Here is a 20,416-nt window from a genome sequence, read left to right as displayed (position 1 = left end):
GAACGGCATGCAGCCACACCCGAACGTGCAGGCGGTGCAGCGGGCGCTCGACGACGCGGGCGCGCGGGACGGCTCCGGCGGCCCGAGCCAGGTCCGCCTGCTGCCCGAGGCCGTGCACACCGCCGCCGCGGCGGCCGAGGCGCTCGGCGTCGGCGTCGGCGCCATCGCCAACTCGCTCGTCTTCGACGCCGACGACGCGCCCCTGCTGGTGCTCACCTCCGGCGCGCACCGGGTGGACACCGCCGGGCTGGCCGCCTCCCTCGGGGTCACCCACCTGCGCCGGGCCACCCCGGAGTTCGTCAAGCGGCACACCGGGCAGGTGATCGGCGGGGTCGCCCCGATCGGCCACCCGCAGCCGCTGCGCACCCTCGTGGACACCGCGCTGGCGGCGTACGACGAGGTGTGGGCGGCCGGCGGCGTGCCGCGGGCGGTCTTCCCCACCACGCACGCGGAGCTGCTGCGACTCACCTCCGGCACCCCGCACGAGGTGGCGTGACCCCGGACCTCGTCACGCTGCACGTGTGGCGGATCCCCCGCACGGCCGTCCCCCGGGCGCTGGCCCGGATGGCGGCCCACCCGGCGCGGCTGCGCCGGCTGCCCGGCGTCCGGTTCGCCAAGCTGCTCGGCACCGGGACCGGCACCGGTTTCGGTCCCGGCGACGCCGACCTGACCCGGTGGGCCGCCCTCGTGGTGTGGGACTCGCCCGCCGCGGCGGCCGGCTTCGACGCCTCCCCGGTCGGCCGCTCCTGGGCCCGGCTCGCCCGGGCCGGCGTCCGGGTGGAGCTGCGCCCGCTGACCAGCCGGGGCGAGTGGTCCGGCCGCCGGCCGTTCGGCGAGCCGTCCGGCGGCCGGGTCGCCGGGCCGGTGCTGGCGCTGACCCGGGCCCGGCTGCGGGCCCGCCGGGCGGCCACCTTCTGGCGGGCCGTCCCGCCGGTCGCCGCCGCCCTGCACGCCGCGCCCGGGCTGCTCGCCCGGTTCGGCGTCGGCGAGGCCCCGCTGGGCTGGCAGGGCACGGTGAGCGTGTGGCGCGACACGGCGGACCTCGTCGCGTTCGCGTACCGTCACCCGGAGCACCGGGCCGCGATCACCCGCACCCCCACCGAGGGCTGGTACGCGGAGGAACTGTTCGCGCGGTTCGCGGTGGTCGACGTGGTCGGTGACCGCGCGGTGCTGGGGTGGGCCGCCCCCGAGAGCGGCCCGGAAACGGCGAGAGGGAACGCATGAGGTTGGTGCGGTGGACGCCGGACGATCTGGTCCGGCGGCTGGACGACGTGGTGGCCGTCTACGGCGAGGCGATGGGCTACCGCGCCGACCTGCTGGAGGCCCGGCGCGGCTACATCGCCACCCACGTCCGCCGGCCCGGCTTCCGCGCCGTCGCCAGCCTGACCACCGAGGGACACCTGGCCGGCTTCGGGTACGGCTACCTCGGTGCCGCCGGCCAGTGGTGGCACGACCAGGTGCACCGCGCTCTGGACGCCGACGCCCGGCAGCGCTGGCTGACCCACTGCTTCGAGGTGGTCGAGCTGCACGTCCGCCCGCCCGCGCAGGGGCACGGCCTGGGCGCCGGCCAGCTGCGCGCGCTGCTCACCATGGCCGAGGGGAGCACCACCCTGCTCTCCACGCCGGAGGCCGACGAGCAGAAGTCCCGGGCCTGGCGGCTCTACCGCCGGTTCGGCTTCGTCGACATCCTGCGCCACTTCCACTTCCCCGGCGACGAGCGGCCGTTCGGCGTGCTCGGCCGGGACCTGCCGCTGCCCCCACCCGGCCGGGGCGGAGCCCCCGCACCGGACAAACCATGACCCGGGGCCGGCTGCCCTGGGCGCTGCTGGCCGTCATGGTCCTGGCCCAGATCTGCTACCCGCTCACCGGCGGCGCGACCCGGGCCGGGCTGACCGTGGCCACCGTCGGGCTCGGCTGGTTGCTCTCCGTCGGGCACGCCCTGCTCACCCGGGGTACGCGCACCGCGCTCGCGCTGGTCGCCGTGGCCACCGGCGGCGGCTTCGCGATCGAGGCGCTGGGCGTGGCCACCGGCTTCCCGTTCGGCAGCTACGACTACTCCGGCGAGCTGGGCCCGAAGCTGGCCGGGGTGCCGCTGGTCATCCCGCTGGCCTGGACCTGGATGGCCTGGCCGGCCTGGCTCGCCGCGGTCCGCCTCACCCGTTCCCGCCCCGGCCGGATCGCCCTCGCCGCGGTCGGGCTGGCCGCCTGGGACCTCTTCCTCGACCCGCAGATGGTCACCGAGGGCTACTGGCGCTGGCGGGACGCCACCCCGGCCCTGCCCGGCCTGCCCGGCATCCCGGTCAGCAACTACCTCGGCTGGCTGCTCTTCGCGGTGCTGCTGACGGCCGCGCTGCGCCCGCTCGCCGGGCCGGCCGTCGACCGCACCGACGCCCGGGACGCGCCGATGTTCGCGCTCTACCTGTGGACGTACGCCTCCAGCGTGCTGGCGCACGCGGTCTTCCTCCGGCTGCCCGCCTCGGCGGCCTGGGGCGCGGCCGGGATGGCGGTGGCCGCCATGCCGCTCGCGGTGACGCTGCTGCGCGCCCGCCGGCACCGGGCCGGCGGCGGGGTGGCCGAGCCGGCCCCGCGCGTCGACGCGCCGGCATGATTCCCGCGCTGGTCCTGGCCGCGGCGGTCGCCGTGCTCACCGCGCACACCGTCGTCAACGCCACCGCCTGGCTGCGCCGCCCCGGCGCCGGCCCGGTCGAGGTCACCGAGGCCGTGGCGGTGCTGCTGCCGCTGCGCGACGAGGCCGACCGGGTCACCCCGTGCCTGCGGGCGCTGCTGGCCCAGCGCGGCGTGCCGGAGCTGCGGATCGTGGTGCTCGACGACGGCTCGACCGACGGCACCGCCGACGTGGTGCGCACGGTGGCCGGGGGCGACCCCCGGGTCACCCTGCTCACCGGGGTCGCCCCGCCGCCCGGCTGGCTGGGCAAGCCGCACGCCTGCTGGCAGCTCGCCACCCGCACCGATCCGGCCCCCACCGTGCTGGCCTTCGTCGACGCCGACGTGGTCCTCACCCCGTACGCGGTCGCCGCGGCGGTGACCGGGTTGCGCGCGGCGGGCGCGACGCTGCTGTCGCCGTACCCCCGGATCGTGGTGCGGACGGCGGCCGACCGGCTGGTGCAGCCGCTGCTGCAGTGGTTGTGGCTGACCTTCCTGCCGCTGCGCGCCATGGAACGCTCGCCGCGGCCGTCGCTCGCGGCGGCCGGCGGGCAGTTCCTGGTCGTGGACCGGGCCGGCTACCTGCGGGCCGGCGGGCACGCCGCGGTCGCCGACCGGGTCCTGGAGGACATCGAGCTGGCCCGGGCGGTGAAGCGGTCCGGCGGCCGGATCGCCCTGGCCGACGGCTCCCGGCTGGCCACCTGCCGGATGTACGACAACTGGCCGCAGCTGCGCGACGGCTACACCAAGTCGCTCTGGGCCTCCTTCGGGCACCCGGCCGCCGCCGCGGTGGTGGTCGCCCTGCTGCTCCTGCTCTACACCGCTCCCCCGCTGGTCGCGGCCGGTGCCCTGCTGGCCGGCGCGCCGGTGCCGGCCGGGCTCGCGCTGGCCGCCTACCTGCTCGGCGTCGCCGGGCGGGCGGTCAGCGCCCGCGCCACCGGCGGCCGGGCGTGGCCCGACGCGCTGGCACACCCCGTGTCGGTCGTGGTCCTCGGTTGGCTGACCCTGCGGTCGTACCATCTGCGGAAGCGACGCCGGCTCACCTGGCGGGGTCGCCCGGTCGGCTAGGAGGGGGCGGCATGGCGCGGATCGTGGTCATCGGCGCCGGCGTGGGCGGGCTCGCCGCCGCCGCCCGGCTGGCGGTCACCGGGCACGAGGTCACCGTCCTCGAACGGGCCGACACGGTCGGCGGGAAGCTGGGCCGGCACCGGCACGACACCCCCGAGCGGTCGTGGCTCTTCGACACCGGGCCGAGCCTGGTCACCCTGCCCCAGGTGTTCCACGACCTGTTCGAGGCGACCGGCGCGAAGCTCGACGAATACCTGGACCTCGTGCCGCTGGACCCGATCGTCCGGCACGTCTTCCCCGGCGACGGTCCCACCCTGGACTCCTGCGCCGACCCGGCCGAGTTCACCGCCCGCGTCGGCGCGGCGTTCGGCGACCGGGCCGCCGCCGACTGGCAGCGGCTCTGGCGGCGGGCCGGCCGGGTGTGGGCGGCCTCGCACCGGGACGTGCTGCGCCGCGCCGTCGACTCCCCCCGGGACCTGGCCGGGCTGGCCTGGCGGCTGGGCGACCTCGCCGCCATCGGCCCCGGCCGCACCCTGCGCGGGCTCGGTCGCCGGCACCTGTCCGACCCGCGGCTGCGGATGCTGCTGGACCGCTACGCCACGTACACCGGCGCCGACCCGCGCCGCGCCCCGGCCGCGCTGGTCGCCGTCCCCTACGCCGAACTGGCGTACGGCGGCTGGTACCTGCGCGGCGGGCTGGGCACCCTGGCCGACGCGCTGCTGTCGCGCTGCCTGGACCTCGGCGTCGTGGTGCGGACCGGCGCCACGGTCACCCGGATCGACGCGGCCGGCGGCCGGGTCCACGGCGTACGCGTGGCCGGGGCGGCCGCCCCCGTCCCCGCCGACGTGGTGGTGGCCAACGTCGACGCGCTGACCGTCTACCGGGACCTGCTGCCCACCCCGCGCCGGCTGGCCGCGCTCACCGACCGCAGCCTGGCCGGGTTCGTGCTGCTCCTGGGCGTCCGCGGCGACTCCGGGTTGGCCCACCACACCGTCTTCTTCCCCCGCGACCACGACGCCGAGTTCGACGCGGTCTTCGGGGACCCGGGGCGGGGCGTCCGGGCCCGTCCCGCACCCGACCCGACCGTCTTCGTCACCGTGGCCGACGACCCGGCGGTCCGCCCGGACGGGCACGAGGCGTGGTTCGTGCTGGTCAACGCGGCCCGCCACGGCACCGCCGCGGGCGCGGTCGACTGGCGGCGGCCGGGGCTGGCCGAGGCGTACGCGGACCGGATCCTCGACGTGCTCGCCGAGCGGGGCGTGGACGTGCGGGACCGGCTGGCGTTCCGGGAGATCCGCACCCCGGCCGACCTGGACGCGGCGACCGGCGCGCCGGGCGGGGCGATCTACGGCACCGCGGGCGGCCTGCTCCGCCCGGCCAACCGCGGCCCGGTGGCCGGGCTCTGGCTGGTCGGCGGCTCCAGCCACCCCGGCGGCGGCCTCCCCATGGTCACGCTGTCCGCGGAGATCGTCGCCGACGCCATCGGCCCGGCCTGGTAAGGCGCGCCCGGCCGGGGATCAGCCCGCGTCGACCAGGGCGCGGCGGACGGCGGAGAGCAGCTGGCCGAGGCCGAAGCCGGCCAGCAGCACCCAGACCGTGGTGGCCATGGTGATGGTGCCGGAGGTCAGGTCGGTGTCGATCAGCCCGGTGAGCCCCGCGACCACCAGCCCGACCAGGGCCACGCACACCCGGGTGGGCCGCTCCCCCACGGTCACCGCCCCGATCTCCCGCATCCCGGCCGAGACCGCCCGCGCCCGCACGTACTCGTGCAGCCAGGACAGCCCACCGGCCGCGGCGACCAGCGCGCCGGGCGCGCCCAGCAGCCAGAACGCGGTCAGCCAGGCGGCCTCGCCGAGCCGGTCGGCCACCGAGTCGTAGACGTAGCCGAGCCGGGTGGTGCGGTTGGTCGCCACCGCCACGGCGCCGTCGACGCTGTCCGCCACGGCCGCCAGCAGCACGAACAGCGCGCCCAGGAACGGCCCGTCGCCCGCCCGCCCCACCAGCAGGGGTACGCAGACGCAGAGCAGCACGCCCACCACGGTCACCGGGGTGGGGCCGACCCGCAGCCGGCCCAGGATGTAGCCCACGTGGTAGGCGAAGCGCAGCCAGGCGCGGACCACCGGCGCGGCCACCCGGGGATCGAAGCCGCCGTGCAGACGCGCCCACGCGGTCGCGTACTGGTCCCAGTTCAGCTGTGTGCCCACCACGGATCAACCGTAGAAGGGCGGCGGCGGTGTCGTGGGCCGGGTGCTCACACCCGCGCGTCGGCGCGCAGGCGCTGCCAGACCTCCCGGGTGGCCGTGGACCGGTTGAGAGTGATGAAGTGGATCCCCGGCACGCCCTCGTCCAGCAGCTTCGCGCACATCTCGCTCGCCTGCTCGATGCCGAGCCGGCGGACCGCCTCCGGGTCGTCGGCCACCGCGGCGAACCGCTCCGCGAGGGCCGGCGGGAAGGGCGCGCCGGAGAGCTGCACGGACCGCTCGATGGTGCCCAGCTGGGTCACCGGCATCACCCCGGCCAGGATCGGGGTGTCGCAGCCGGCGGCAGCCACCCGGTCGCGCAGCCGCAGGTAGTCGTCGGCGTCGAAGAACATCTGGGTGATCGCGAACTCGGCGCCGGCCCGGCACTTGCGGACGAAGTGCGCGGTGTCGCTGGCCACGTCGGGCGAGCGCGGGTGCTTGTAGGGGAACGCGGCCACCCCGACGCTGAAGTCGCCGGCGTCCCGCACCAGCCGGACCAGCTCCTCGGCGTACCGCACGCCCTCCGGGTGCCGGACCCACTCGCCGCCCGGGTTGCCGGGCGGGTCGCCGCGCACGGCCAGCACGTTGCGCACCCCCACCGAGGCCAGCCGGCCGATGACGTGCCGCAGCTCGGCGACCGAGTGGTCGACCGCCGTGAGGTGCGCCATCGGCAGCAGGGTCGTCTCGGTGGCGATCCGCTCGGTCACCGCGACCGTGGTGTCCCGGGTCGAGCCGCCCGCGCCGTAGGTGATCGAGACGAACGAGGGGCGCAGCGACTCCAGCTCGCGGATGGCCTGCCAGAGCAGGCGCTCCCCCTGCGGGGTCTTCGGGGGGAAGAACTCGAAGGAGAACGTGGGACGGCCGGCACGGATCAGCTCCCCGATGGCCGGTTGGGGATTGGGGAGGACCGAGGGAAGACCGAGCGCCACGGACCGACTGTAACCGGCGGGTCCGGGCCGACCCAGGATCTTCCCAGCCCGCGAACACGAGGGCGGCGCGGCGTCGTACCCCGGGGGTAGGAAGGGGGACAGCGCGGTGGGGCCGGCCGGTGGCCGGTCCCGGGGGGCCCGCGCGGGGGTCGCCACGATCGGCCACGCGCCGGCCCGGCACTGCCGGGCGTCCGCGTCGCCGCCCGCGCCGTCGCCTCGGGAGGACCCGATGATCCCGTCCCCGCCACCCGGCCCGCGCCCGCTCGGGCCGCTCCTGGCCGAGCTGCGGACCACCCGCGGCTGGAGCCAGCAGCGGGTCGCCGCCGAGCTGTGCGCCGCCGCCGGCGTGCCGACCCTCACCCGGCACGAGGTGTCCCGGTGGGAGCGGCAGCGCCGGCTCCCCGGCGACTTCTGGTCCGGCTGGCTGGCGGTGGTCCTCGGCGTGCCGGGCGAACTGCTCGCCGAGGCCGCCGCGCGCAGCCGCCCGGCCCGGGGCGGTGCCGGCCGGCGCGACGCCGGACCGTCCGGGGCGTCCCGCCCGCACGCTGGCCGGGACGGCGCAGGCCGTCCGGGGCGGCCCGCCCTCGCCGTCCGGTCGAGCCGGCGGGCGGCCCCCGGGCGGCGCCGGCGGGCCGAGCCCGGCCCACGTCGCGCGCGGCACGCCGGGGCGGGGGTAGGGCGCGACCGGCGGGGACCGGCTAGCGTCGTGCGGGTGACCCACGCTGCTCCCGTGTCCCCCGTCGACCGCGCCGGCCTGCGCCAGCGGATCGACAAGGCCCTCACCGAGTTCCTCGCCGGCCAGCGCGGCTGGCTGACCACCCTCGACGACGGCCTGGTGCCCGTCGCCGAGGCGATCGAGGCGTTCGTGCTGGGCGGCGGGAAGCGACTGCGCCCGGCCTTCGGCTACTGGGGCTACCGGGGCGCCGGCGGGGTCGACTCCGACCAGGTGGTCGCCGCCCTGGCCGCCCTGGAGTTCGTGCAGGCCAGCGCGCTGATCCACGACGACCTCATGGACCGCTCGGACACCCGCCGGGGCGAGCCGGCGATGCACCGGCGGTTCGCCGCCCGGCACCGCGCGGCCGGCTGGAGCGGCGACCCGGACGGGTTCGGCGACGCGGCGGCCATCCTGCTGGGCGACCTCTGCCTGGTCTGGTCCGACGAGCTGCTGCACTCCGCCGGCCTGGACCCGCGCACGGTGGCCCGGGCCCGGCCGGTCTTCGACGAGATGCGCACCGAGGTGACCGTCGGGCAGTACCTGGACGTGCTCACCCAGGCCACCGGGGACACCTCGCTCGAACGGGCCGGCAAGGTGGCCCGCTACAAGTCGGCGAAGTACACCGTCGAGCGGCCGTTGCTGCTCGGCGCCGCGCTGGCCGACGCCCCGGCCGAGGTGCACGCGGCCTACTCGGCGTACGGGCTGCCGCTGGGCGAGGCGTTCCAGCTCCGCGACGACGTGCTGGGGGTGTTCGGCGATCCGGAGCGCACCGGCAAGCCGGCCGGCGACGACCTGCGCGAGGGCAAGCGGACGTACCTGGTGGCCGCGGCCCTCGAGGCGCTCGACGACGCCGGCCGGGAGCTGCTGCTCGGCGGCCTCGGCGACCCCGGGCTGGACGCCGCCGGGGTGGCCCGCCTGCGCGAGCTGATCACGGCGAGCGGCGCGCTGGAGCGCACCGAGCGGCGGATTACCGCCCTCACCGAGAGCGCCCTGGCGGCCCTGACGGCGGTCGACCTGGAAACCGAGGCCCGCCAGTCCCTGGTCGACCTGGCCATAGCCGCCACCCGCCGCACCGACTGACCCCACCCGCCCCGGCCCTCGGGGCCCTCGCGCGGCCCGCGCCCCCCAAGCCCGGTCGATCATGAAGTTGTTGCCCTTTTCTCCGGCGTGTCGTGGCAACAACTTCATGATCAGCGGAGGTGGCCCGGCCCCGGCCCGGCCCCGGCCCGGCCCCGGCCCGGCCCCGGGGGGAGGCGGGGGTTAGAAGCCCAGGGCCTGGGCGCGGCGCTTGACCTCGCGGGCCTGGTCGCCGGCGAGGGTGGCGGCCGGGGTGGTGCCGGCGAGGGTGGGATCGGGCTGGTAGAGCCAGCGCAGCGCCTCCTCGTCGTCGTACCCGGCGTCGGCGAGCAGGTTGAGCACGCCGGGCAGGTGCTTGAGCACGGTGCGGTTGGCCACCAGGTCGGCCGGGATCCGGCGGACGCCGTCGCGGCGCACCGCGAGCAGCTCCCGGTCGCGGATCATCTGGTGCACCTTGCTGATCGACAGGTCGAGGCGCTCGGCCACGTCCGGCAGGGTCAGCCAGCCGGCCGGGTCGGTCGGTCCGGGCAGGTCGGCCCCGGTGGTGGCGCTCTCGGCGGGTACGGAATCGGTCACCCGACCACCCTGCCACGTGCCCGGCGAGGCCGGTCGGCGGCACCCCGTACCCCGCGGGTGGCGTGCGCCGGTGCCGCCGGGTCGCGTGCCGGCTGTAGCATCCTGTTCAACCTTCACCCTCCCGACACATAGACTGCCTGCCGATGGACACACAGGTCGCCGACACGTTGCTGGGCTCGCTGATCGACGGGCGCTACCGCATTCGCGGTCGCGTGGCCCGTGGCGGCATGGCGACCGTGTACACCGCCACCGACGAGCGCCTGGAGCGCACCGTCGCGGTCAAGATCATTCACCCGACCCAGGCGCCCGAGGCCCGGGCCCGGATGGCCGGCTTCGTCGAGCGCTTCACCGACGAGGCGAAGACCATCGCCCGGCTCACCCACCCCAACGTGGTGGCGGTCTACGACCAGGGCAGCCACGCCGGCCTGCCCTACCTGGTGATGGAGTACGTGCGCGGCCGCACCCTGCGCGACGTGCTCGCCGAGCGGCGCCGGCTCAACCCGGACGAGGCGCTGGCCATCGCCGAGCAGATGCTCGCCGCGATCTCCGCCGCGCACCGGGCCGGCCTGGTCCACCGCGACGTCAAGCCGGAGAACGTGCTGGTCGCCGAGCCGCCCACCGGCGGCACCACCAGCCTGGTGGACAGCGTGGTCAAGGTCGCCGACTTCGGGCTGGCCCGCGCGGTCGAGGCGAGCGCCGAGGAGGAGAACGGCAACCAGCTCATGGCCACCGTGGCCTACGTGGCCCCGGAGCTGGTCACCCAGGGTCACGCGGACCCGCGCACCGACGTCTACTCCGCCGGCATCGTGCTGTTCGAGATGCTCACCGGCCGGGTTCCCTACGACGGCGACCGCCCGGTGGAGGTCGCCTGGCAGCACGTCGACCGTGACGTGCCGGCCCCGTCGACCCTCGTGCCGGCGCTTCCCCCGGTCCTCGACCGGCTGGTCGCCCGGGCCACGCGGCGCGACCCGGCCGCCCGCCCGGCCGACGCCGGCGCGCTGCTCACCGAGGTGCAGGCCGCGCGGGACGAGCTGGGCAACCCCCACTCGCACACCGCGGTGCTGCGGCAGGTCGGCGACGACACGGCCGTGATCGCGCAGCCCACCATGGTGGTGGCGGCGGTCCGCCCGGCCGAGCGCCCCGCCTGGGCCCGGCTGCCCGAGGGCGGCGGCCAGCGCACGCACCGCCGCCGCGCCGTGGACGACGAGGGCCTGGGCGCCCGGCTGGCCGGGCTGCGTACCCGGATCATGGGCTCGCCCCGCGGCCGGCTGGCGGTCGCCGCGGCGGCCGTGGTGCTCGGCCTGGTGGCCGCGGTGGGCGGCTGGTGGTTCGGGGTGGGCCGCTACACGGTCGCTCCGCAGCTGGTGAGCCTGACCAAGGCCGACGCGGTGGCGCAGGCCACCCGGGGCGGCTTCACCCTGCGCTACGCCGAGCCCCGCTACGACGAGAAGATCCCCAAGGACACGGTGCTGGGCCAGGACCCGGTCTCCGCCACCCGGATCGTCAAGGGCGGCACGATCACCCTGACCCTGTCGCTCGGTCCGGAGCGGCTGCCGGTGCCGGACGTGGTGGGCAAGGACTTCGCGCTGGCCCAGGTCGAGCTGACCGACGCCAAGCTGGTGCCGGTCAAGGGCAGCTCCCGCTACGACGACGCGCTGCCGGCCGGGGTGGTGCTGGCCACCGACCCGAAGGTGGGCACGGTGGTCAAACCGGGCGCGAAGGTGACGGTGGTTCTGAGCAAGGGTCGCGCGCCGGTGAGCGTGCCCAACCTGGTGGGCAAGAACCTCGCCGAGGCCCGCACCGCCCTCGCCCAGCTGGGGCTGACCCCGGTCGAGACGTACAAGGACTCCGACAAGCCGAAGGACGAGATCCTCGGCCAGAGCCCGGCCGACGGCACCGGCGTGGAGAAGGGCGCCCAGGTCAAGCTGGACGTCAGCAAGGGCCCCGCCCAGGTGCCCGTCCCCCGGGTGGTCGACCTCCCGTGCCAGCAGGCCAAGCAGGTGCTGGAGAGCCAGGGCTTCCCGGTCAACATCCAGCTCAACCCGAACGGGGTGGCCCGCTTCCAGAACCCGGGCGAGAACACGCCGGTGCCGCCGGGCACCCCGGTCACGGTGACCTGCCTGTGAGCGAGCGGACCGTGGGGCTCACCCGGCGGCGGGTCGGCTCGCACACCCCCACCTCGGGCGGCCTGGCGAAGGCGGCGCTGCCCTACGCCGACGCGGCCGCCTCCGAGGTGGTGCAGGTCTACGTGTCCAACTCCCGGGGCTGGGCGCTGCCGGCGGGCGACCCGAAGCAGGACGTCCTGTTCCGGGACGGCTGCGGCGAGCGCGGCCTGCCGGTCTTCATCCACGCCTCGCTGCTGGTCAACCTCGGCTCCCCCACCCCGGCCACGGTCGAGCGGTCGGCGGAGACCCTGGCGCACGCGCTGCGCCGGGGCCGGGCCATCGGCGCCGAGGCCGTGGTGTTCCACGCCGGTAGCGCCGTCGACGCGGGCCATGCCGAGGCGGCCATGGTGCAGGTCCGCGAGGCGCTGCTTCCGCTGCTCGACGAGGCCGCGGCCACCGGCGGGCCGATGCTGCTGGTCGAGCCGAGCGCCGGGGGCGGCCGGTCGCTGGCCTCCCGGGTCGAGCACCTGGGCCCCTACCTGGACGCGGTGGATCGCCACCCGATGCTGGGCGTCTGCTTCGACACCTGCCACGCCTGGGCGGCCGGGCACGACCTGGCCGCCGAGGGCGGGATGACCGCCACGCTGGACGCGCTGGTCACCGCGGTGGGCGCGGACCGGTTGAAGCTGGTGCACGCGAACGACTCGAAGGACCTGTGCGGCTCCACGCGGGACCGGCACGAGAGCATCGGCAAGGGCACCATCGGCGAGCCCGCGTTCGCGGAGCTGATGCGCCACCCCGCCACCGCCGGCGTCCCCGTCCTGGTGGAGACCCCCACGGAGAAGCACGTGGGCCACGCCGCCGACATAGCCACCCTGAAGCGCCTCCACCCCTGACCCCGGGCCCTCCCCCGCCCGCGCCCCGCGCGAGCCGGGGTTGATCAAGAAGTTCGCGTCGGGATCCGCGCCGCGGGCGACGCAAACCTCTCGATCAACGAGCCGTGGGGCGGCGGGTCAGCCGCGCAGGAGGGTGGTCAGGATCTCGGCGGCCCTGTCGATCTGGTCGTCGGTGACGTCCAGGTGGGTCACCAGGCGGGCGGTACGCGGGCCGAGCACCGAGATCAGCAGGCCCCGCTCTCGGGCGGCGGCCGCCAGGGCGGGCGCGTCGAGCGGGTGCTTGGCCAGGTCGAGCGGGACGATGTTGGTCCGCACCACGGTGGCGAGCACCCCGTAGGGCGCGACCCCCTCGGCCAGCCGGGCGGCCTTGGCGTGGTCCTCGGCGAGCCGCTCGACGTGGTTGGCGAGCGCGTACCGGCCGGCGGCCGCGAGGATGCCGACCTGCCGCATGCCGCCACCCATCCGCTTGCGGACGAACCGCGCCCGGGCGATCTTCTCGGCGCTGCCGACCACCAGCGAGCCGACCGGGGCGCCGAGGCCCTTGGAGAGGCAGACCGAGAGGGTGTCGAACAGCGCGCCGTACTCGGCCAGCGGCACACCGTCGGCGACGTGCGCGTGCCAGATCCGGGCGCCGTCGCAGTGCAGGGCGAGCCCGTGGTCGTCGGCGACCCGGCGCAGCTCCCGCAGGGTGGCGAGGGGGATCACCCCGCCGCCGCCCCGGTTGTGGGTCTGCTCGACGGCGACAGCCCGGGTCGGCACGGCGAAGTAGCCGTCCGGCCGGACCATCCCGGCCACCACCTCGGGGTCGACCTCCGCGCCCACCGCCGGCCAGGTCCGCGAGGAGATCCCCCCGTAGGCCGCGGCGGCGCCGATCTCGTAGGTGACCACGTGCGCGTCGGCGTCGCAGAGCAGCTCGTCACCGGGCGGGACGACGAGCTGCAGGGCGATCTGGTTGGCCATCGAGCCGCTCGGGGCGAACAGCGCCGCCTCGTGCCCGAAGAGCGCCGCGACCTCGGCCTCCAGCGCGGCGACGGTCGGGTCCTCCGCGTAGACGTCGTCGCCGACCTCGGCGGTCGCCATGGCCTCCCGCATCCCGGCGGTGGGCCGGGTCACGGTGTCCGAGCGAAGATCAATGAGCTCAGCCACAGTTGTCCTTTCGGCTGCCGACCGCGGGGCTCGCAAGCTCGCTCCTCGCGTCAGCCACGGAGCATCTCCGCGACGAGGAAGGCCAGCTCCAGCGACTGCTGGGTGTTGAGTCGCGGGTCGCAGGCGGTTTCGTACCGGTCGGGCAGGTCGAGGTCCTCGATGCCCTGGGCGCCGCCGAGGCACTCGGTCACGTCCTCGCCGGTCAGCTCGACGTGCAGGCCGCCCGGGTGGGTCTCGAGGCCGCGGTGCACCTCGAAGTAGCCGAGCACCTCGTCGACGATCCGGTCGAAGTGCCGGGTCTTGTAGCCGTTCGAGGACTCGTGGGTGTTGCCGTGCATCGGGTCGCACTGCCAGACGACCTTGGCGCCGGCGGCGGTGACCTTGGCGACGATCGGGGGCAGGGCGTCCCGGACCCGGTGGTTGCCCATCCGGCTGATCAGGGTGAGCCGGCCGGGGACGTTGTCCGGGTTGAGCTTCTCGCAGAGCTCGATGGCCTCGTCCGGGGTGGTGGTCGGGCCGAGCTTGACCCCGATCGGGTTGGCGATCCGGGAGATGAAGTCGAGGTGCGCGCCGTCGAGCTGCCGGGTCCGCTCGCCGATCCAGAGGAAGTGCCCGGACAGCCCGTACGCCCGGTTGCCGGAGATCCGGGTGAGCGCCCGGTCGTACTCCAGCGCCAGCGCCTCATGGGAGCAGTAGAGGGTGACGGTGCGCAGCGCCTCGTCGTCGGTCATCCCGCAGGCGCGAATGAAGGCCAGCGCGCGGTCGATCTCCCGGGCGATCGCCTCGTAGCGCTCGCCGGCCGGGGACTGCTTCACGAAGCCCTTGTTCCAGTCGTGCACCGCGTGCAGATCGGCCAGCCCGCCGGCCAGGTACGCCCGGAGCATGTTCATGGCGGCGGCCGAGTTCGCGTACGCCCGGATCATGCGCTGCGGGTCGGCGACCCGCGCCTCCGGCGTGGCCTCCAGCGAGTTGATCATGTCGCCGCGGTAGGCCGGGAGGCCGCGCGCGTCGGTCGGCAGCGACCGGGGCTTGGTGTACTGGCCGGCGACCCGGGCCACCTTGACCACCGGCAGCGACGCGCCGTAGGTCAGCACGATCGCCATCTGGAGCAGGGTGCGGGCGTTGGCCAGCAGGTGGCTCTCGGTGTTGTCGGCGAAGGTCTCCGCGCAGTCGCCGCCCTGGAGCAAGAACGCCTTGCCCTCGCAGACCAGCGCCAGCCGCTGCCGGAGCTGGTCGACCTCGTAGGGGGCCACCACGGACGGCACGGTGTCGAGCACCTTGCAGACCTCGGCGACCTGCTCCTGGTCCGGCCAGGGCGGGGTCTGCGCGCGCGGCAGCTCCCGCCAGCGGTCCAGGCCGAGGGCCGCGTCCTCGGCGGAGTCGGCGGTCGGACGACTGGTCTGGAGCCCCGGGCTGCCCACGGCGGGGTGACTCAGCTGGTGCCACTCATGGCGCATGGGAGAAAGCGTACGGCGACGGCCGGGGCCGCCCGCCGCCGAGGGGGACGGTTCCGGTGGTTGGGAGATCAGCGACACATTCCAGGACCGCCGCAGGTCGGGGCGGGTGCGGGGTCAGGGGGTGACCCCGGGCTCCGGGGTGTTGCCGCCCGGCGCCTCGCCGGCGATGCACCAGTCGGCGCCGGTCCGGGTGACCGTGAACAGCAGCGAGCGGGTGGCCTTGCGGGACCCGACGGCCACGGTGACCGAGGTGGTCACCTCCTCGCCGTTCGGGCCGGACCGGACGTCGGTGATGGTGGCCTGCGGGACGGTGAAGTGGTCGGCGAAGTCGCCGTTCGGCCCGGTGGCCGCGGCGTCGAAGGCGGTCTGCATGGGCGCGCAGAGCTGGCTGCGGCCGGCGTCGACGTCCTTGGCCGCCATCGCGTCCAGGTACGCCTGGACCCGTTCCCGGCTCTTGGCCGCCGCCTCCTCGGCCGGCGCCCGCTGGGACTGGCTGGCCGGGGTGTCCGGGGCGTCGTCCCCGCCGCCGAGGCCGCAGCCGGCCAGCGTGACCGGCAGGAGCGCGAGCAGGGCCGCGCCGGCCACCGCCCTCGGGTGCGTCAGGCCCATCGGTCCCCTTCCATCGGCGCGGACATCGGGACATGCCGAGCGGCGAGTCTGTCACATCGACGCCGTCGGATGCCGGCCCGCCGGGCCGCCCGGCGGCGGCAGCGACCGGTTCCTCGACGGCCGTCCCATCCTCGCCCGGATCGTCCCGGCCGGCCAGGGCGGCACGCGGGCGGGGAGGGGCCGGTGCGGCCCCTCCCCGCCGGGTGGGTGGTGCGTCGGCCCTCGGCTCAGCCGAGACCGCCCTTGATGGCGCCGATGAGCTCACCGTTGCTGGTGTCTCCGGAGAGCTCCCAGAAGAACGCGCCACCGAGGCCCTGGTTCTTCGCGTAGGTCATCTTGCCGCCGATGGTCGCCGGGGTGTCGTAGCTCCACCAGTTGCTGCCGCACTTGGCGTAGGCGGTGCCGCCGACCGTCCCGGTGGCCGGGCAGCTGTTCTTGAGCACCTTGTAGTCCTCGATGCCCTGCTCGTAGGTGCCGGGCGCCGGGCCGGTGGCGGTGCCGCCGGGGGCGCTCTGGGTCACGCCGGTCCAGCCCCGGCCGTAGAAGCCGACGCCGAGCAGCAGCTTGTCCGACGGCACGCCCTTGGACTTGAGCTTCTGGATCGCCGCGTCGGACCAGAAGCCCTGCTGCGGGATGCCGGTGTAGGAGTAGAGCGGGGAGTGCGGCGCGGTCGGCCCCTGGGCGTTGAAGGCGCCGAAGTAGTCGTACGTCATCGGCATGAGCCAGTTGAGGTACGGCACGGCGCCGGCGTAGTCCGTCGCGTCGATCTTGCCGCCGTTGCTGCCGTCCGCGGTGATCGCCGAGGTGACCAGGAAGCTGCTGCCGAACTTGCTCCGCAGCGCGCTGACCACGTTCTTGAAGGCGTTCGGGCCGCTGCTGTCGCACTGGAGGCCGCAGGCGTTCGGGTACTCCCAGTCGACGTCGATGCCGTCGAAGACGTCCGCCCAGCGCGGGTCCTTGACCAGGGCGTAGCAGGAGTCCGCGAACGCGGCCGGGTTCTGTGCGGCCTGGGTGAAGCCGGCCGACCAGGTCCAGCCGCCGAAGGACCAGAGCACCTTCAGGTTCGGGTACATCTTCTTGAGCTTGCGCAGCTGGTTGAAGCTGCCGCGCAGCGGCTGGTCCCAGGTGTCGGCCACGCCGTCGACGCTGTCCGCCGCGGTGTACGCCTTGTCGTAGTCGGCGTAGCTGTCGCCGATGCTGCAGCGGCCGCCCGTGGTGTTGCCGAAGGCGTACAGGATGTGGGTGAGCTTGGCCGCGGACCCGCTGGTGTGGATGTTCTTCACGTGGTAGTTCCGGCCGTAGACGCCCCACTCGGCGAAGTAGCCGACCACCTTCTTGCCCCCGGTCGGCGGGGTGGTGGTGGGCGGCGTCGTGGTCGGCGGGGTGGTCGTGGGCGGCGTCGTGGTGGGCGGGGTGGTGGTCGGCGGCGTCGTGGTGGGCGGGGTCGTCGTCGGAGGAGTGCCGCCGCCGGAGCAGGAGGCGCCGTTGACCGTGCAGTTCAGCGGAGCCTTGTACGCCCCGGTGCCGTTGTAGCCCCAGCTGAAGCTGGCGCCCGGGGCGAGCGGGCCGGCCCAGCTCTTCTTGACCGCCACGTAGTGGTTGCCGCTGCTGGTGACGTCGGCGTCCCAGGAGCTGCTGATGGTGGTGCCCGCGGGCAGGTCGAACTCGATGCGCCAGGTGGCGACGCTGGCGCTCGTGCCGTTGGTGACGGTCACCTTCGCCTCGTGACCGGTCCCCCAGTCCTGCACCTTGGTGAACGTGGCGGTGACGCTGCCCGCGGCGGAGGCGGTCGCCATCGGCACCGCCGCGACCGCGAGCGCGACCACGGCGCCGGTGGCCCAGAGGGCCCGGCGGAGCGATGTCTTCATACGGCGTCTCCCCAAACAGTTAGGAAACTTTCCAGATTGGATGCTGAGACGCTACTCACGCGTCACCACTTCGTCAAGATGTAGATGCATCGATTCCTCGGGACCGGTGTCGACCGGCCCCCGCGGCCCCGTAGCCTCGTGCCATGACCGTTTTCGACGTGCAGATCAACGCCCTCGCCGGCGGCCCGGCCGACCTCGGGCACTACCGCGGCCGCGCCCTGCTGGTGGTCAATGTGGCCTCCCGCTGCGGCCTCACCCCGCAGTACGCCGGCCTCCAGGCCCTCGCCGACGAGTACGCGGACCGGGGCCTGACCGTGCTCGGCGTGCCGTGCAACCAGTTCGCCGGCCAGGAACCCGGCAGCGCCGCCGATATCGAGGAGTTCTGCCAGGTCAACTACGGCGTGACGTTCCCGCTGACGGAGAAGGTGGACGTCAACGGGCCGCACCGGCACCCGCTCTACGCCGAACTGGTGTCCACTCCGGACGCCGAGGGACACACCGGTGACGTGCGGTGGAACTTCGAGAAGTTCCTCGTCGCCCCGGACGGCACGGTGGCGGCCCGGTTCGCCCCGACGGTGACCCCGGACTCCCCCGAGCTGCGCGCCGCCGTCGAGAAGGCGCTGCCGGTCGGCTGAGGTCGCCTTGTAGAGAACCTTCCTTGACCGCCCATCGAGCTGTAGCTAAGTTTCAATGACCCCCGGACGAGGAGGTCATTGATGGAGCGCAGAAGGTTCCTGGCCGGCGCGGGCGCGGTCACCGCGGGCACGGTGGTCGCGGCGGGCCCGGGCACGCCGGGGCAGGCCGTGCCCGGCATCCGCCGGGTCGCGACCGGCCTCGACGTGCTGGTCGAATCCGGATTCGCCGCACTGGCCGGCCAGCGGGTGGGGGTGGTGTCCAACCCCACGGGCGTGGACTCGGCCTACCGGCACCTGGTCGATCTCATGCACTCCTCGGGCAGCGTGCAGGTCGTCGCGGCGTTCGGCCCCGAACACGGTTTCCGCGGTTCCGCCCAGGCCGGCGGCAGCGAGGGCACCGGGACGGACGCCCGCACCGGCATCACGGTCTACGACGCGTACGGCGCCAGCCAGGCCAAGTGGGAGAGCATGTTCACGGCTGCCGGCGTGGACACCGTCGTCTTCGACATCCAGGACGTGGGCGCGCGGTTCTACACCTACATCTGGACGATGTACACGTCGATGGTCGCGGCGGCCCGGGTCGGCAAGCGGTACGTCGTGCTCGACCGGCCCAACCCCGTCGGCGGGCGGGCGCGCGGGCCGATGATGACGCCCGCCTACACCTCCGGCGTGGGGCTGAAGGAGATCGTCCAGCAGCACGGCATGACCGTCGGCGAGCTGGCCCGGTTCTTCAACGCGGAGTTCGTGCCCGCCGACGCCGGACGGCCGGTCGAGCTGGAGGTGGTCCGCTGCCGGAACTGGAAGCGAGACCGGCTCGCCGCCGACACCGACCTGCCGTGGGTGATGCCCAGCCCGAACATGCCGACCACCGACACCGCGCTGGTCTACCCCGGCACCTGCCTCTTCGAGGGCGTCGCCTCGATCACCGAGGGGCGGGGCACCTGCCGGCCGTTCGAGCTGATCGGCGGGCTCGCCGGCGACTTCGACCACCACTGGGGAGACCGGCTCAACGCCCGTGACCTGCCGGGTGTCGAGTTCCGCGAGGCCTACTTCTCGCCGACGGCGGCCGGGCAGAAGCCGGCCCTGCTGAACAAGCTCTGCGCCGGCGTCGAGGTCAAGGTCGTCGACCGGGCCGCGTACGACCCGATCCGCACCGCGGTGGCCATGCTGGTCGAGGCGCGGAAGTACCCGGCGTTCGCGTGGCGGTTCGACTCGTACGACACCGTCCGGCCGTACTGGGTGGACAAGCTGACCGGCTCGCCCCGGCTGCGCACGATGATCGACGCCGGGGCCGACGTGGACGACGTGGTCGGCGCCTGGGCCGACGAGCTGGCCGCCTTCGAGCGCAAGCGGCGTCCGTACCTGCTCTACTGAGCCGACGATGGGGCCCGGGGTGTCCACACACCCCGGGCCCTCGTCACGGTCAGCCCGCCGCGGAGCGGAAGACCGGGTAGTAGCCGCCGGACTGCCCCGCGGCCGTCGGGTGGTACGACTTGGTGAGGTTCAGGACGTTCAACGCGTGCAGCCACTTCTCGCCGTAGCTGCACAGCTGGTGACCCACGAAGATCGAGCGGACGTCGGCGAACGTGAAGCCGGCCGAGCTGGCCGCCGTGCGGGTGATGTCGTCGACCAGGTTGATCCCCTCGTTGATCTTCGCCCGGGAGGTGGCGCTCAGCCCGACGCAGACCGTGCCGAGCTGGTAGAAGACCGGGTAGCCGACCACCACGACCCGGGCGGAGGGCGCCCGGCTCCGGATGCCGTTGTAGACGTTCGCGAGCTTGCCGGGAAGCTGCGTGCGGGCCTTGTCCTCGGCGGCCTGGATCGCCGCCACGCACTGGGTCTCACCCTGGAGCACGCAGGTGCTCATGATGCTGGAGAAACCGACGTCGTTGCCGCCGATGGTGACGCTGACCAGCGTGGTGGTCGAGGAGAGCGCCGAGAGCTGGTTGTTGATGACGTCCGTGGTGGTCGCGCCGGAGCAGGCGACCGAACGGTACGAGGCCGGCCTGATGTTGGTGTTGTAGAGCGCCGGGTAGGCGTTGTTGCTGCGCAGGCAGGACCCGCTCTCGGAGGTGTAGCTGTCGGCGCCGACGCCGGAGGCGTACGAGTCGCCGAGAGCGACGTAGCGGTCGGCCGGAGCCGCCTGGGCGGGGGCGGCCAGCGTCAGCGTGATGCCGAACGAGGCGGCCAGGGTCAGGGCGAGGGTGGCAAGACGGGATCTCCGCACGTCGCACTCCTGGGGGTGGGAAGTGGTGGTGGGAGATAGATATCAATGAATCAGAGCCGGAGGAAGATCAACGTTTCGCGCCGGCCGCCCATAGACCCTTATCACTACAAATCGTTGCCGGATCGACGAGCGGGACTGAAGGTTTTCGCCGCCGCGGCCACGCCGACCCGCACGGGACCAGCGGCCGCCGCGTCCGACGGTGAC

Annotated in this window: 19 protein-coding genes and 1 pseudogene; 12 read left to right on the top strand and 8 right to left on the bottom strand. The window is 74.8% G+C overall.

Annotated features, from left to right (window positions below; all coding sequences use genetic code 11):
* The first annotated feature begins 7 nt into the window (after positions 1-7).
* From ABZ452_RS07285 to crtI, 6 genes are read left to right on the top strand one after another with little or no spacing between them, the layout of a single operon-like run.
* Complete coding sequence (locus ABZ452_RS07285; RefSeq protein WP_357939846.1) at positions 8-496, top strand: YbaK/EbsC family protein; 489 nt, start codon at positions 8-10, stop codon at positions 494-496.
* The gene (locus tag ABZ452_RS07280) at positions 493-1,224 is read left to right on the top strand and encodes a monooxygenase (RefSeq protein ID WP_357939844.1); all 732 of its coding nucleotides are present in this window, start codon (positions 493-495) and stop codon (positions 1,222-1,224) included. The genes ABZ452_RS07285 and ABZ452_RS07280 overlap by 4 nt, the downstream gene beginning before the upstream one ends.
* On the top strand, positions 1,221-1,799 hold the full coding sequence (locus ABZ452_RS07275) for a GNAT family N-acetyltransferase (RefSeq protein WP_357939842.1): 579 nt from the start codon (positions 1,221-1,223) through the stop codon (positions 1,797-1,799). The genes ABZ452_RS07280 and ABZ452_RS07275 overlap by 4 nt, the downstream gene beginning before the upstream one ends.
* A complete protein-coding gene (locus ABZ452_RS07270; protein WP_357939840.1) occupies positions 1,796-2,608 on the top strand; it encodes a carotenoid biosynthesis protein in 813 nt (270 codons plus the stop codon). The genes ABZ452_RS07275 and ABZ452_RS07270 overlap by 4 nt, the downstream gene beginning before the upstream one ends.
* Positions 2,605-3,732 (top strand): glycosyltransferase family A protein, encoded by a 1,128-nt coding sequence (locus tag ABZ452_RS07265; RefSeq protein ID WP_357939838.1) that lies wholly within the window; start codon positions 2,605-2,607, stop codon positions 3,730-3,732. Before ABZ452_RS07270 ends, ABZ452_RS07265 begins: the two co-directional genes overlap by 4 nt.
* Before the next feature lie 11 nt (positions 3,733-3,743).
* Positions 3,744-5,231: a phytoene desaturase family protein gene (gene crtI / locus ABZ452_RS07260; RefSeq protein WP_357939836.1), complete on the top strand. Its 1,488-nt coding sequence runs from the start codon at positions 3,744-3,746 to the stop codon at positions 5,229-5,231.
* An 18-nt stretch (positions 5,232-5,249) separates the two neighbouring features.
* Here crtI and ABZ452_RS07255 read toward each other — a convergent pair whose 3' ends face one another.
* A complete protein-coding gene (locus tag ABZ452_RS07255) occupies positions 5,250-5,939 on the bottom strand; it encodes a CDP-alcohol phosphatidyltransferase family protein (RefSeq protein WP_357939834.1) in 690 nt (229 codons plus the stop codon).
* A gap of 44 nt (positions 5,940-5,983) precedes the next feature.
* Positions 5,984-6,901: a methylenetetrahydrofolate reductase [NAD(P)H] gene (gene metF, locus ABZ452_RS07250; protein ID WP_357939832.1), complete on the bottom strand. Its 918-nt coding sequence runs from the start codon at positions 6,899-6,901 to the stop codon at positions 5,984-5,986.
* A 229-nt stretch (positions 6,902-7,130) separates the two neighbouring features.
* Between metF and ABZ452_RS07245 the strand changes: the two are divergent.
* A pseudogene (locus tag ABZ452_RS07245) lies at positions 7,131-7,355 on the top strand (helix-turn-helix domain-containing protein); the annotation flags it as partial.
* 258 nt (positions 7,356-7,613) lie between these two features.
* Positions 7,614-8,696 (top strand): polyprenyl synthetase family protein, encoded by a 1,083-nt coding sequence (locus tag ABZ452_RS07240; RefSeq protein WP_357940075.1) that lies wholly within the window; start codon positions 7,614-7,616, stop codon positions 8,694-8,696.
* A gap of 180 nt (positions 8,697-8,876) precedes the next feature.
* On the opposite strand, the gene ABZ452_RS07235 is transcribed toward ABZ452_RS07240, so the two are convergent.
* Positions 8,877-9,224 carry an Rv2175c family DNA-binding protein gene (locus ABZ452_RS07235; protein WP_262282591.1) on the bottom strand — a complete coding sequence of 116 codons (348 nt, stop codon included), beginning with the start codon at positions 9,222-9,224 and terminating at the stop codon, positions 8,877-8,879.
* Positions 9,225-9,412: 188 nt separating this feature from the next.
* Between ABZ452_RS07235 and pknB the strand changes: the two genes are divergently transcribed.
* Together pknB and ABZ452_RS07225 are read left to right on the top strand one after the other, a co-directional pair.
* A complete protein-coding gene (gene pknB, locus ABZ452_RS07230) occupies positions 9,413-11,395 on the top strand; it encodes a Stk1 family PASTA domain-containing Ser/Thr kinase (protein ID WP_357939830.1) in 1,983 nt (660 codons plus the stop codon).
* A gap of 11 nt (positions 11,396-11,406) precedes the next feature.
* The gene (locus tag ABZ452_RS07225; protein WP_357940073.1) at positions 11,407-12,270 is read left to right on the top strand and encodes a deoxyribonuclease IV; all 864 of its coding nucleotides are present in this window, start codon (positions 11,407-11,409) and stop codon (positions 12,268-12,270) included.
* Between the two features lie 117 nt (positions 12,271-12,387).
* On the opposite strand, the gene ABZ452_RS07220 is transcribed toward ABZ452_RS07225, so the two are convergent.
* The 4 genes from ABZ452_RS07220 to ABZ452_RS07205 form a co-directional block, all read right to left on the bottom strand.
* Positions 12,388-13,362 carry a GntG family PLP-dependent aldolase gene (locus ABZ452_RS07220; protein WP_357940071.1) on the bottom strand — a complete coding sequence of 325 codons (975 nt, stop codon included), beginning with the start codon at positions 13,360-13,362 and terminating at the stop codon, positions 12,388-12,390.
* Between the two features lie 104 nt (positions 13,363-13,466).
* Positions 13,467-14,873, bottom strand: a complete 1,407-nt coding sequence (locus ABZ452_RS07215; protein WP_357939828.1) for a class II 3-deoxy-7-phosphoheptulonate synthase — start codon at positions 14,871-14,873, stop codon at positions 13,467-13,469.
* 114 nt (positions 14,874-14,987) lie between these two features.
* Positions 14,988-15,482: a hypothetical protein gene (locus tag ABZ452_RS07210; protein ID WP_357939826.1), complete on the bottom strand. Its 495-nt coding sequence runs from the start codon at positions 15,480-15,482 to the stop codon at positions 14,988-14,990.
* Between the two features lie 227 nt (positions 15,483-15,709).
* Complete coding sequence (locus ABZ452_RS07205) at positions 15,710-17,350, bottom strand: glycosyl hydrolase family 18 protein (protein WP_357939824.1); 1,641 nt, start codon at positions 17,348-17,350, stop codon at positions 15,710-15,712.
* A gap of 143 nt (positions 17,351-17,493) precedes the next feature.
* On the opposite strand from ABZ452_RS07205, the gene ABZ452_RS07200 reads away from it, so the two are divergent.
* Together ABZ452_RS07200 and ABZ452_RS07195 are read left to right on the top strand one after the other, a co-directional pair.
* A complete protein-coding gene (locus ABZ452_RS07200; protein ID WP_357939822.1) occupies positions 17,494-17,985 on the top strand; it encodes a glutathione peroxidase in 492 nt (163 codons plus the stop codon).
* Between the two features lie 81 nt (positions 17,986-18,066).
* A complete protein-coding gene (locus ABZ452_RS07195; RefSeq protein WP_357939820.1) occupies positions 18,067-19,359 on the top strand; it encodes a DUF1343 domain-containing protein in 1,293 nt (430 codons plus the stop codon).
* A 49-nt stretch (positions 19,360-19,408) separates the two neighbouring features.
* Here the strand turns inward: ABZ452_RS07195 and ABZ452_RS07190 are convergent, their stop codons facing one another.
* Positions 19,409-20,212, bottom strand: a complete 804-nt coding sequence (locus ABZ452_RS07190; protein WP_357939818.1) for an SGNH/GDSL hydrolase family protein — start codon at positions 20,210-20,212, stop codon at positions 19,409-19,411.
* Between the last annotated feature and the right edge of the window lie 204 nt (positions 20,213-20,416).

The organism is Micromonospora sp. NPDC005707 (assembly GCF_040631005.1).
GTDB lineage: Bacteria > Actinomycetota > Actinomycetes > Mycobacteriales > Micromonosporaceae > Micromonospora.
The sequence above is the reverse complement of the archived record's forward strand: the minus strand, read 5'-3'. Positions and strand labels throughout refer to the sequence as shown.

What these genes read in the sequence shown, in the direction of transcription:
- ABZ452_RS07285 (WP_357939846.1), top strand. Translation starts at nt 8, where the DNA reads ATGCAGCCACACCCGAACGTGCAGGCGGTGCAGCGGGCGCTCGACGAC.
- ABZ452_RS07275 (WP_357939842.1), top strand. Translation starts at nt 1,221, where the DNA reads ATGAGGTTGGTGCGGTGGACGCCGGACGATCTGGTCCGGCGGCTGGAC.
- ABZ452_RS07270 (WP_357939840.1), top strand. Translation starts at nt 1,796, where the DNA reads ATGACCCGGGGCCGGCTGCCCTGGGCGCTGCTGGCCGTCATGGTCCTG.
- ABZ452_RS07265 (WP_357939838.1), top strand. Translation starts at nt 2,605, where the DNA reads ATGATTCCCGCGCTGGTCCTGGCCGCGGCGGTCGCCGTGCTCACCGCG.
- crtI (WP_357939836.1), top strand. Translation starts at nt 3,744, where the DNA reads ATGGCGCGGATCGTGGTCATCGGCGCCGGCGTGGGCGGGCTCGCCGCC.
- pknB (WP_357939830.1), top strand. Translation starts at nt 9,413, where the DNA reads ATGGACACACAGGTCGCCGACACGTTGCTGGGCTCGCTGATCGACGGG.
- ABZ452_RS07220 (WP_357940071.1), bottom strand. Translation starts at nt 13,362, where the DNA reads ATGCGGGAGGCCATGGCGACCGCCGAGGTCGGCGACGACGTCTACGCG.
- ABZ452_RS07215 (WP_357939828.1), bottom strand. Translation starts at nt 14,873, where the DNA reads ATGCGCCATGAGTGGCACCAGCTGAGTCACCCCGCCGTGGGCAGCCCG.
- ABZ452_RS07210 (WP_357939826.1), bottom strand. Translation starts at nt 15,482, where the DNA reads ATGGGCCTGACGCACCCGAGGGCGGTGGCCGGCGCGGCCCTGCTCGCG.
- ABZ452_RS07205 (WP_357939824.1), bottom strand. Translation starts at nt 17,350, where the DNA reads ATGAAGACATCGCTCCGCCGGGCCCTCTGGGCCACCGGCGCCGTGGTC.
- ABZ452_RS07200 (WP_357939822.1), top strand. Translation starts at nt 17,494, where the DNA reads ATGACCGTTTTCGACGTGCAGATCAACGCCCTCGCCGGCGGCCCGGCC.
- ABZ452_RS07195 (WP_357939820.1), top strand. Translation starts at nt 18,067, where the DNA reads ATGGAGCGCAGAAGGTTCCTGGCCGGCGCGGGCGCGGTCACCGCGGGC.